The 9,558-nt window shown below is 69.4% G+C and carries 10 protein-coding genes and 1 tRNA gene; 2 read left to right on the top strand and 9 right to left on the bottom strand.

Annotated elements, in window-relative coordinates:
- From EK403_RS23030 to EK403_RS23590, 6 genes are all read right to left on the bottom strand, one after another.
- Positions 1-379 (bottom strand): TatD family hydrolase (locus EK403_RS23030; RefSeq protein ID WP_245479576.1); only part of this gene is annotated, 379 nt, incomplete at its 3' end.
- A complete protein-coding gene (metG, locus tag EK403_RS08040; RefSeq protein ID WP_128776983.1) occupies positions 376-1,938 on the bottom strand; it encodes a methionine--tRNA ligase in 1,563 nt (520 codons plus the stop codon). The genes EK403_RS23030 and metG, both read right to left, overlap by 4 nt.
- Before the next feature lie 31 nt (positions 1,939-1,969).
- A complete protein-coding gene (locus tag EK403_RS08035) occupies positions 1,970-3,034 on the bottom strand; it encodes a DNA polymerase III subunit delta' (RefSeq protein ID WP_128776982.1) in 1,065 nt (354 codons plus the stop codon).
- Positions 3,031-3,690 (bottom strand): dTMP kinase, encoded by a 660-nt coding sequence (gene tmk / locus EK403_RS08030; RefSeq protein ID WP_128776981.1) that lies wholly within the window; start codon positions 3,688-3,690, stop codon positions 3,031-3,033. The genes EK403_RS08035 and tmk overlap by 4 nt, the downstream gene beginning before the upstream one ends.
- The gene (locus EK403_RS08025) at positions 3,687-4,877 is read right to left on the bottom strand and encodes a D-alanyl-D-alanine carboxypeptidase family protein (protein WP_245479575.1); all 1,191 of its coding nucleotides are present in this window, start codon (positions 4,875-4,877) and stop codon (positions 3,687-3,689) included. Before EK403_RS08025 ends, tmk begins: the two co-directional genes overlap by 4 nt.
- A gap of 114 nt (positions 4,878-4,991) precedes the next feature.
- Positions 4,992-5,936 carry a septal ring lytic transglycosylase RlpA family protein gene (locus EK403_RS23590; RefSeq protein WP_280986516.1) on the bottom strand — a complete coding sequence of 315 codons (945 nt, stop codon included), beginning with the start codon at positions 5,934-5,936 and terminating at the stop codon, positions 4,992-4,994.
- A gap of 633 nt (positions 5,937-6,569) precedes the next feature.
- Here EK403_RS23590 and EK403_RS08010 point away from each other — a divergent pair.
- Positions 6,570-6,659: transfer RNA gene (locus tag EK403_RS08010), tRNA-Ser, on the top strand.
- Between the two features lie 193 nt (positions 6,660-6,852).
- Positions 6,853-7,188, top strand: coding sequence for a hypothetical protein (locus EK403_RS08005; RefSeq protein WP_128776980.1), 336 nt, complete (start codon positions 6,853-6,855; stop codon positions 7,186-7,188).
- Positions 7,189-7,627: 439 nt separating this feature from the next.
- Here the strand turns inward: EK403_RS08005 and EK403_RS08000 are convergent, their stop codons facing one another.
- From EK403_RS08000 to EK403_RS07990, 3 genes are all read right to left on the bottom strand, one after another.
- Complete coding sequence (locus tag EK403_RS08000) at positions 7,628-8,104, bottom strand: hypothetical protein (protein ID WP_128776979.1); 477 nt, start codon at positions 8,102-8,104, stop codon at positions 7,628-7,630.
- A 3-nt stretch (positions 8,105-8,107) separates the two neighbouring features.
- Positions 8,108-9,175: a phage portal family protein gene (locus tag EK403_RS07995; protein ID WP_128776978.1), complete on the bottom strand. Its 1,068-nt coding sequence runs from the start codon at positions 9,173-9,175 to the stop codon at positions 8,108-8,110.
- Positions 9,175-9,558 (bottom strand): HK97 family phage prohead protease (locus EK403_RS07990; protein WP_206659505.1); only part of this gene is annotated, 384 nt, incomplete at its 5' end. The genes EK403_RS07995 and EK403_RS07990, both read right to left, overlap by 1 nt.

Here is a 9,558-nt window from a genome sequence, read left to right as displayed (position 1 = left end):
CGGGGGGCAGGCCAGTGTCGCGCGCGGCCGCGATATGGGTGCGGAAGCCGCGCTCCTGGGCCGCGTAGTCGCCCTCGTAATGATAGTCGAGCCCGGCCTCCCCGAAGCCCACGATCTTCGGGTGCTCGGCCAGCCGAATCAGCTCCTCAACCGTGACGTCGAGCTCCTCATGGGCGTGGTGCGGATGGGTGCCGACGGTGCCGAAGACGCTGTCATAGCGCTCGACGAGCGACAGGATGCGCTCGAAGCGCCTGACCCGCGTCGAGATCGTCACCATCAACCCGACGCCGGCCTTGTTCGCCCGCTCGACGATCTGGTCGCGCTCGGGCGCGAAGTCGTCGAAGTCGAGGTGGCAATGGCTGTCGACGATCGCGCTCATTGCGCCGCCGTCCCGGCCGCCGGTTCGACGAAGCGCGGAAACACCGGCTGCGGAGCTGGAAACGCGACGCCGGGCGTGAGCCGTCCGCCGTCCGCGAGCGCCGCGAAGTCGCGCGCCTCGGTCGGAATAGCGAGCAGGTCGAGCAGCTTCGAGGAGGACGTCGGCATGAAGGGCTGCGCCAGGATCGCGACCTGTCGCACCGTCTCGGCGGTGACATAGAGGACAGTCGCCATGCGCTCCGGGTCCGTCTTCTTCAGCGCCCAGGGCTCTTGTCCGGCGAAATAGCGGTTGGCTTCGGCCACGACCGCCCAGATCGACGACAGCGCGACGTGGAGCGCCAGGTCCTCAAACGCCTTGCGCGCCTTCGCCAGCAGGCCGTCGACGGATGCCAGCATGGCGGCGTCGGCCTCGGAGAACGGTCCGGGCCGAGGCGCCCTGCCCTCGCAGTTGCGCGCGATCATCGACAGCGAGCGCTGCGCGAGATTGCCGAGGTCGTTGGCGAGATCGGAGTTGAGCCGGCCCACGATCGCGTCGTGGCTGTAGGAGCCGTCCTGGCCGAACGGCACCTCGCGGAGCAGGAAGTAGCGCACCGCGTCGACGCCGTAGCCATCCGCCAGCGCGAAGGGGTCGACCACGTTGCCGACCGACTTCGACATCTTCTCCCCGCGATTGTAGAGGAAGCCGTGCGCGAAGACGCGCTTCGGCAGCTCAACGCCGGCCGACATCAGGAAAGCCGGCCAGAACACGGTGTGGAAGCGGATGATGTCCTTGCCGATGACGTGGAGGTCGGCGGGCCAGTAGCGCCACAGCTCCGAGCCTTCGTCCGGAAAGCCCGCGCCGGTGATGTAGTTGGTCAGCGCGTCGACCCAGACATACATGACGTGCTTCGGGTCGTCGGGCACCGGCACGCCCCAGTCGAAGGTCGTGCGGCTGATCGAGAGGTCCTGCAGGCCGCGCTTGACGAAGGCCAGCACCTCGTTGCGGCGCGCGTCGGGTCCGATGAAGCCGGGATTGTCGGCGTAGAGCTTCAGCAGCCGGTCCTGATAGTCCGTCAGGCGGAAGAAGTAACTCTCCTCCACGACCCATTCGACCGGCGCGCCGGACGGCGCCTTGCGCGTTCCGTCCTCGCCGAGAACCGTCTCGCTCTCGTCGAAATAGGCCTCGTCGCGGACCGAGTACCAGCCTTCGTACTTGCCGAGATAGATGTCGCCGGCCGCCTTCATCCGCCGCCAGAGCTCCTGGCTCGCGGCGTAATGGTCTTTGTCGGTCGTGCGGATGAAGCGGTCGAAGGAGATCTCGTAGAGCTCGTCCATCTCCTTGAAGCGCGCCGCGTTTTTCGTCGCCCAATCGAATGGCTTCACGCCTTCGCGCGCCGCCGTCTGGGCCATCTTCAGCCCATGCTCGTCGGTGCCGGTGAGGAAACGGACGTCGCGGCCGTCGAGCGCGTGGAACCGCGCAATCGCGTCGGTCGCGATCGCCTCATAGACATGGCCGATATGTGGCGCGCCGTTCGGGTAGGCGATCGCGGTCGTGACGTAGTAGGGGCGTTTGTCCGGCATCGCGTCGTCGGTCTCGGTCGGTGCGCCCGCGTCAGCGGCGCGCGAGGCCGGAGAGCTCGGTCAGCGTCTCGAGGACGAAAGGCCGGCGGTCGAGATTGAAGATCTCGACCTCGCGGGCGGCGCGGGCGGTTTTCTCCCATGTCTCCGCGAAACGCGCAAGACGCGGCTCGCCGATCGCGGCCCCCGCTTTGACGCGATCGTGCAGCCAGTCGCCCACGAGATCGACGAACAGCGCGAACCTCTCCTCCGCGCCTCGTCGCGCAAGGTCCTCGGCGAGCGCGTGCGCGGCCTTGGCCTCGACGGCCGGCAGCCGGTCGAGCAGCCCCGCGACCGCTGATCGGAGCGAGGCGCCGTCGCTCGCGAGCAGCGAAAGCGCCCGCGCGACGCTGCCCTCCGCATGCGCGGCCGCGGCGTCGAGCGCCTCGTCGTCGTGCTCCTCGACGATCTCGGGAATCGAGATCAGCACGTCGCGGGTCTCGGCCGTCGCGAGCGGCTTCAAGGCGAGCGTCCGGGAGCGCGAGCGGACGGGAGCCGGCAGCAGCCGTGGCGTCGCGGACAGCAACAGGAAGATCGCGCGCGGCGGCGGCTCCTCCAGCACCTTGAGCAGCGCGTTGGCCGCGGCGCCGTTCAAATCGTCGGCGGCGTCGACGATCGCGATCCGCCAGCCGCCCTCGCCGGCGGTCGAGCCGAAGAAGCTCGTCGTCCGGCGCACGTCGTCGACCCGGATCTCGGCGTAGTGGGCCTTGCGGTCGGCGTTCCAGCCGCGGCGGAGCACAAGCAGGTCCGGATGGGCGCGGCTTGCGATCCTGCGCGCCGCCGGATGGTCGGGCGAGACCGACAAGTCCGTCGCGCGCCGAACCTCCTCTGCGATGGGATCGGGATGCGCCAGGACGAAGCGGGCCAGCCGGTAGGCGAGCGTCGCCTTGCCGATCCCTTCGGGACCGGTCACGAGCCAGGCGTGGTGCATGCGCGCGGCGCGATAGGCCGACAGCAGCGCCTGCTCGGCCGCATGATGGCCGACGAGCGTCGTGGTCTCGCGCGGATGCGGGCAGGGATCCCGCCGGTCGGCTTCGGGCGGGCCGTCTCCCTCGCTCACGCGCCTGTCTCCTTCATGGCGAGGCCGAGCTTTTCGCGGGCGGCACGCCAGACCCGCTCGGCCACGTCCTCCTCCGCACCTTCGGCGTCGACGAGGATGCAGCGCTCCGGCTCCGCGCGGGCGATCGCCACGAAGGCGTCGCGCAGCCTTTCGTGGAAGGCGGCGTCCTCGGCCTCGAAACGGTCCGCCACTGCCCCCTCCCCGCTCCGCCGCCGCGCCCGGGCGAGGCCGCGCTCCGCCGGCGCGTCGAGCATGATGGTGAGGTCCGGCGCGACGCCCGGCGCCGCGACCTGCTCCAGCGTTCTTAGCAGCTCGGCCGACACTCCGCCCAGCGCGCCCTGATAGGCGCGGGTGGAATCCGTGAAGCGATCGCACAGCACGATCGCGCCGCGCTCGATAGCCGGCCGGATGACGTGGTCGACATGGTCGGCCCGCGCCGAGGCGATCAGCACGGTCTCGGCCACCGGCCCGAACCGCTTGGCGGCGCCCGATAGCAGCACATTCCGCAAGGTCTCGGCGCGCGGCGAGCCTCCGGGCTCGCGGGTCGTCACGACCTCGTGGCCGAGCTGTTTGAGCCAAGCCGCAAGGCGGCGGAGCTGGGTCGATTTGCCGACCCCCTCCCCGCCCTCGAATGTGACGAAACGGCCAGCCGTCACAGCCGGTCGGCGACCTTTCCGACGGCGCCGCTGACGAGTTCGAGCGCGCCGTCGAGCGCGCGGCGCGGCAGGTCGCCGACGGCCACGTCGGCGGCGGCGACCAGCGGGGTCTCGATGGTCAGGGTCTCGCCCCGCCAGACGCGCAGCACCCCGATGCGCGCGCCCTTCGCGACGGGCGCGGAGACAGGCCCTTCATAGCTCACCCGCGCCACCACCCTGGCGTCGTCGCCCTTCGGCGTCAGGAGATCGACGGGCCGTTCGGCCATCAACGGCACATGCAGCGAAGCGCCGCCGAATACGCGGGCCTCGGCGACGACGTCCTTCTCCTCGAACAGACGACGCTGCTCGAAGGCCGTAAACCCCCAGTCGAGCAGCTTGCGCGCCTGCTCGGCGCGATCCTTCGCCGTTTCGAGGCCGTTCAGCACGACGATCAGCCGGCGTCCGTCCCGCAACACCGAGCCCGCAAGCCCATAGCCCGAATCCTCCGTGAAGCCGGTCTTGAGCCCGTCCGCGCCCTGATAATCGGCGAGCAACGGGTTGCGGTTGCGCTGGGTGATCTTGCTCCAGGTGAATTCCGGCTCGGCGAAGATCTTGTACTGGTCCGGATAGGCCTCGATCAGATGGGCGGACAGCCGCGCGATGTCGCGCGCCGTCATCTTCTGCTCCGGATCCGGCTGGCCGGTGGCGTTGCGGAAGGTCGAGCGCGTCATCCCGAGCTCGCGCGCCCGCTGGTTCATCTGGCCCGCGAAGGCCTGTTCGGAGCCGGCGAGTCCGACCGCGAGCGTGATGGCTGCGTCGTTGCCGGACTGGACGATGACGCCGCGCAGCAGGTCCGAGACCTGGACGTCCGAATTGAGCTTGGCGAACATGGTGGAGGAGCGCGACGGCGCGCCGCCGCGGCGCCAGGCGTCCTCGGAGATGCGGAAGGTCTGGTCGCGCTTGAGGCGGTCCTCGGCGATCGCCTTGAAGACCAACTCGATCGTCATGAGCGTCGCCATGCTGGCGGGCGCAGACGGCAGGTCGGCCTGCTTGGCGTAGAGCGTCGCGCCGTTGGTGACATCGTAGAGATAGGCGATCGGCGCGTCGGTGGGGGCCGCGGGCTTCGCCGGCTCCTTGGCCTGCGCCGCCATCGCGAGCAACGCCGCCGCTAAAGCGGCGATCAGCCGGAACCGGCCTGCGTGAACCATGCTGACCATCGCAACGCCACGCCTCGATGCCGACCCATTCTGGGAAGAATAGGCCTGGGCGCGAAACCGCGCAATGCGCGGCGGTCGTGACTCAAATCTTTGATCGCGATAGCGTTATCGCACCGCGTCCGCGGTCACGGAGCCGCCGCTCCGCACCGTCGTCGAGAAGCTCGAAAAGCTGTCGAAACTCGCGGCGATGCGCGACGAGACGTCGATCCCGAAGGGCTGCGCCGCCGGAGCCGGGACCGAGCCGCCGATGGTCGATCTCAGCCCAGGCGTCGAGCTCGCGAGGACGGGCTCGGCCGATGGCTGGATGACGCGCTTCGCGGCCGGCTTAGGCGCCACGATCGCGGCGGGCGCCGCGATCAAAGGCTGCGGCGCCGAATAGGCGGCCGCCGAGATCGGCGCCGGCTGAGCGGAGGCCATCACGGTCGCCGTGGGACGCTCGGGCTCCGGCGCCGCCGGCGAGCCCGGAAGGATGGTCTTGACCGCGGCCTTGGCCGTGGAGGCGACCGCCGAGGCGGAGGACTTGACCGCCGAGATCGAGGTTGCGACCGCGGCGCTCGCCACCGCGAAGGTTCCGCCGCCGCCCGCCTCCGCGGCGAGTTCGCCGTCGCTCACCGGTTTGATCGCCGCCATCTGCACGCCATGCGGCACGGTCGGGCGGCCGAACTCCTGATAGGAGGCGAGAAGCCTGCGGTCGTCGCTGCCGGAGTCCGGCGCGGGTCCCACATAGTCCAGCTTGACGGCGCCGACGCCGGTCGAGCGGAAGCCAAGCACGTCGGCGGTGCGGCGGGAGACGTCGATCACCCGGCTGGAATGGAACGGCCCGCGGTCGTTGACCCGCACGACGATCGAGCGTCCGTTCGTGACGTTGGTGACGCGCACATAGGACGGCAGTGGCAGCGTGCGGTGCGCGGCCGTGAAGCCGCCCATGTCGAAACGCTCGCCATTGGCGGTGGGCCGGCCGTGGAACCGGTCGCCGTACCAGGAGGCGAGGCCGCCGCCCGAACGCCCCACCCTGCGGGCCGGATCGACCTTCACGGGCGCCTTGGCCACGGCCGCCGGCGGGCTTGCGGCCGAGGCCGTCGACGGCGCAGCAGCCGCGGGAGCCGGGCGGGGGGTCGGAAAGGCGGGGACAGCGACAACTGAGGCGGTCTGGGTCGCCGCGGGCTGGGCGCCCGGCGTCGTTCCGGCGGCCGGCGCGGTTTGACCTTCGGCCACGACGACCGGCGCCGCGTCCGACGTGACGCTCGCGGTCGGACCGCGTTCATGCGCGTTGCACCCGGCGAGCGCCGCGCAGGCGACCACTGCGCCCGCAAATCTCGGAAGCGGCGCGCGAGGCTGCTCTAAGGAAGGCGCGCGCTGGCCTTTCCCGGAGGCGTCGAAACGATCGCTCTCGGATCGCGCGCCACGTTCGGCCATGCCCCTGCCGCCCTCCGATGGGCGAGGAATCAACGGGTCGGACCACATGGCCCGCCCGCCCGCCGCACGCGTTGACGCCGCGTCCGGCCAACCCCCCGTTACTCGTCGCTTGGACCCGTCTCCGAACAGAGACGGTCAAGAGACAAATCAGCGGTCAAATTACGGCGGCAATGGGGCGTGACAATAAAGTTTTAACGATCCGGTTCTGTTCTTCCCGGCGCGCGCGGTTGCGGCCGGGCGGGCGATGGCGCAAACATCCGCCGGCGCGGAAGGGTGGCCGAGTGGTTTAAGGCAGCGGTCTTGAAAACCGCCGTGGGGGCGACTCCACCGTGGGTTCGAATCCCACCCCTTCCGCCACACACGAAATGATTTCAATAACTTAGAAGAGATTTTTGGCCTCGACATACGTCTTGCCATAACCGAAAAGTTCGGGATTTCCCCATCAGCCCGCCGGCTGTCCGGGTTGGGCTCGCCGCCTGTCAAGCGCGGTATTGTTTCGTACCACGCAGTTGCGTAGCAAATGTTCGCGAGCTGTTCACGGGGCCGGAGCATGACGGGCAAGCCAATGCTGGCGGACGAAGATAGGCGGCGTATCGCCCAGATAGCTGAGACTGCCGACAAGCTGCTAAAAGAAACGGTGCGGCTGAGGGGCGATGTCACGCGTCTGCAAGGCCGAATCGAGCCGTTCAAGAACGAAGTGCTTGTGAAGGTTCAAGAGCATGAGCATCAGGTTCCCAGGACACTGAAAGACGCATTCGAAATGCTTTCGATGTCGCGACAGTATATCCTCGATTGCGAGCATCATCTAAGCGCGATACGTGGCCACATTGACAGCATAGCGAGCGATGCAATCTCCCGAGAAGAGATGAAGCCTTGGCTTAAGTGAACTAACCCGCCGTCCGCTCAGCCCGCCGCCTCGCCGCCCCATGCGCGACGCCTGTGGCCCCGCCCGCTAGCGCCCCCGCCTGTTCCGGTTCCCCATGGCGCCGCAGCGAGGGGAGCAAAAGCGGACGTCGCGGCCGGTCGGCGCGTGCGCCTTGCCGCAGCGCGCACAGTTGATGGTTCCGTAGAGACGTCGGTTCTCGGCCTTGCGACGGCATGGACGACAGCAGAACCTTGCAGCCTGCTTGCCTATGATAGGCCCGCCGCATTCCTCGCAGCGGAGCTTGGAGCGGGCGTCTGCCGTCCCAGCGCGACGCCGCGCCTTGTTGGCTTCGATCTGACACTCGGGGCCGCAATATATCACCTGCCACCATCGGCCGCGGTCGGGCATTGGCCCGCCGCAGTGGGGACACGGGTCGTCGGCCTCGGGCGCGTTCCAATCATCATTGACCGGACGCAAGCGCATAGGCGTTTTCCTCGTCGGCCTTGCGAAGGTATGACAGTGCGAGATGGTGGGAATGCGCGCATAGGTCGGAGCAGAACTTCGTGTGCCCTTCCGGAAGCGGCGCGTGACAGCGGACGCAGCGGGTGCGCTCGATCATCGCGCCGGCCCCGTTCTGCGCCCAATCTGGCTGTCCCTCGGCCCATGGCGGACGCTTGGCGCCGATCAGCCGCAGCGCCGTTCCGACGATGTCGAGCGCGACGGCGTCGGCCTCCGGCCAGAGCCAGCCCTTGAGGCACAGGCTGGACCGGATCGCATGCCGACAGGTCGCCTCGAAGGCGAACGGCGTCGGATCGCCAGCCTTCATGATAGCGACCACGATGACGACGAGATGCTGGCGACGATCAGCGTTAAGCCGACGCTTGATCGGCTTTCTGACGGTGACCGGCGCGGGCGTCCATGAGAGCCGGGATAGCATCGATCACTCCGCCCAATCGATGAATCCCAGTGCGTCCTTCACGGTCTCGGGCGACAGACCCGCCTCCTTGGCGGTCGCCATCGCCTGCAGCATGGCGCCGAGCGCCCGCGCCTTGCCGCCATGGTCGAAAGCCTGCGCCGGGCGCACCACGTCGATTAGGACGTTGGCTCCGAGCTTTATCGTCGCTTCCTCGGCCATCAGTTGAGCGATCGGCTGCAAAACCCACTGCGCCAGATGCCGCTGCGCCTCGCGGACCAGCGGCCCCGTCGTCGCGGGGTTGAGAAGCCCGGGCAAGACGCCGAACACAGCGTAGATCTCGCCCTTGGCGATGCTCAGCAGCTTGTCGGCCAGCGTCCGCTCCAGATCGGGCGATAGCTGATCGGGCGATTTTCCAAGCTGCGGATGCATGCCGGCCCCGACCGCCTGCGCCACGCCCTCGATGACGAGCGCGGCGCCCCGCCGCCCCCGGAAGCCGGCGCGCAGCGTCGCCATGTCATCCGCCGAGCCCTCGGGAACAGGGACGATCTGGGAGCCGAGCGGCGCGTCGCGGAACACGTCGCGCAGCGCGGTCTCGACTTCCTCCAGCAACTCCGCCGACAGCCGCGCCCGCCGCAGCGGCGCCTGTCCGGACCACGGCGCCGCCGGATCGGAGCCGATGCGGAAGTGAAGGACTTCGCCGGCCAGCACGGTCTCGGTCCGGCCGCCGCCGATCTCGGGTAGACCTAGCCGATAGGCGCGCGGCTCGCCGTAGCGGGTCGCCATGTCCCAGTCGGTCGCCGGCACAAGCCGGTCGCGGATCAGGAAGACCGCCTCGCCCCGGAGCGCGAGCGAGCGCGCCGTCAGGGCCATCGTCCGGCGGTCGAGCATGTCGGCGCCGGTCACGTCCGCGAGCGACAGGCCGGACTCCCACAAGCCGACCGACATCTGCACGGCGGCGGTCAGCTCGGCGAGCCCGGTCGCGCCGCTGATCCAGCCCTCGCGCGCCGCCATCAGGGCGGCGGTATAGCCGACCGGGACCGCGCGGGTTTCGACGGGCTCGGCCTTGCGCCTGAAGATGTCGAGCATGCCCATCAAAGCCTCCAGCGGTTGAGCGGATGGCGCGCCCCGCCGGAGGGTGCGGTCGCCGCCTCCCAGGCCCGCGCTTCGATCTGCGCCGCCGGATAGGCCGGCCGGGTGACCGCCGACAGCTCGAACAAGGCCGCCGCCGTCACGGTGCGCAGCACGCCGTCGCCGCGCCGTTCGACGCGCTCGCCACCGTCAGCGACGCGGAAGCCCGGCGACAGGCCCCGGATCAGACCCTCCGCATGCGCAGCGAGGAAGTCCCGCGCCCAGCTCGTGCCGCCGCCGATGGTGGCCTCGACGGTCAACTCGTTGTCGCTGTCAGTGAGCCGCAGGGCGCCCGCCGCCCTCGAGGCGAGTGGCTTGCTGAAGTCGTGGCCGAACAGCAGGTGAAT

The sequence above is a fragment of the Hansschlegelia zhihuaiae genome, assembly GCF_004103825.1.
Classification (GTDB): domain Bacteria; phylum Pseudomonadota; class Alphaproteobacteria; order Rhizobiales; family Methylopilaceae; genus Methylopila; species Methylopila zhihuaiae.
This window is presented reverse-complemented; position numbering and strand designations above follow the sequence as displayed.

Excerpts from the sequence above, each read along its gene's own strand:
- EK403_RS08025 (WP_245479575.1), bottom strand. The coding sequence starts at position 4,877 with ATGGTTCACGCAGGCCGGTTCCGGCTGATCGCCGCTTTAGCGGCGGCG.
- EK403_RS08005 (WP_128776980.1), top strand. The coding sequence starts at position 6,853 with ATGACGGGCAAGCCAATGCTGGCGGACGAAGATAGGCGGCGTATCGCC.
- EK403_RS07995 (WP_128776978.1), bottom strand. The coding sequence starts at position 9,175 with ATGGGCATGCTCGACATCTTCAGGCGCAAGGCCGAGCCCGTCGAAACC.
- metG (WP_128776983.1), bottom strand. The coding sequence starts at position 1,938 with ATGCCGGACAAACGCCCCTACTACGTCACGACCGCGATCGCCTACCCG.
- EK403_RS08000 (WP_128776979.1), bottom strand. The coding sequence starts at position 8,104 with ATGCTATCCCGGCTCTCATGGACGCCCGCGCCGGTCACCGTCAGAAAG.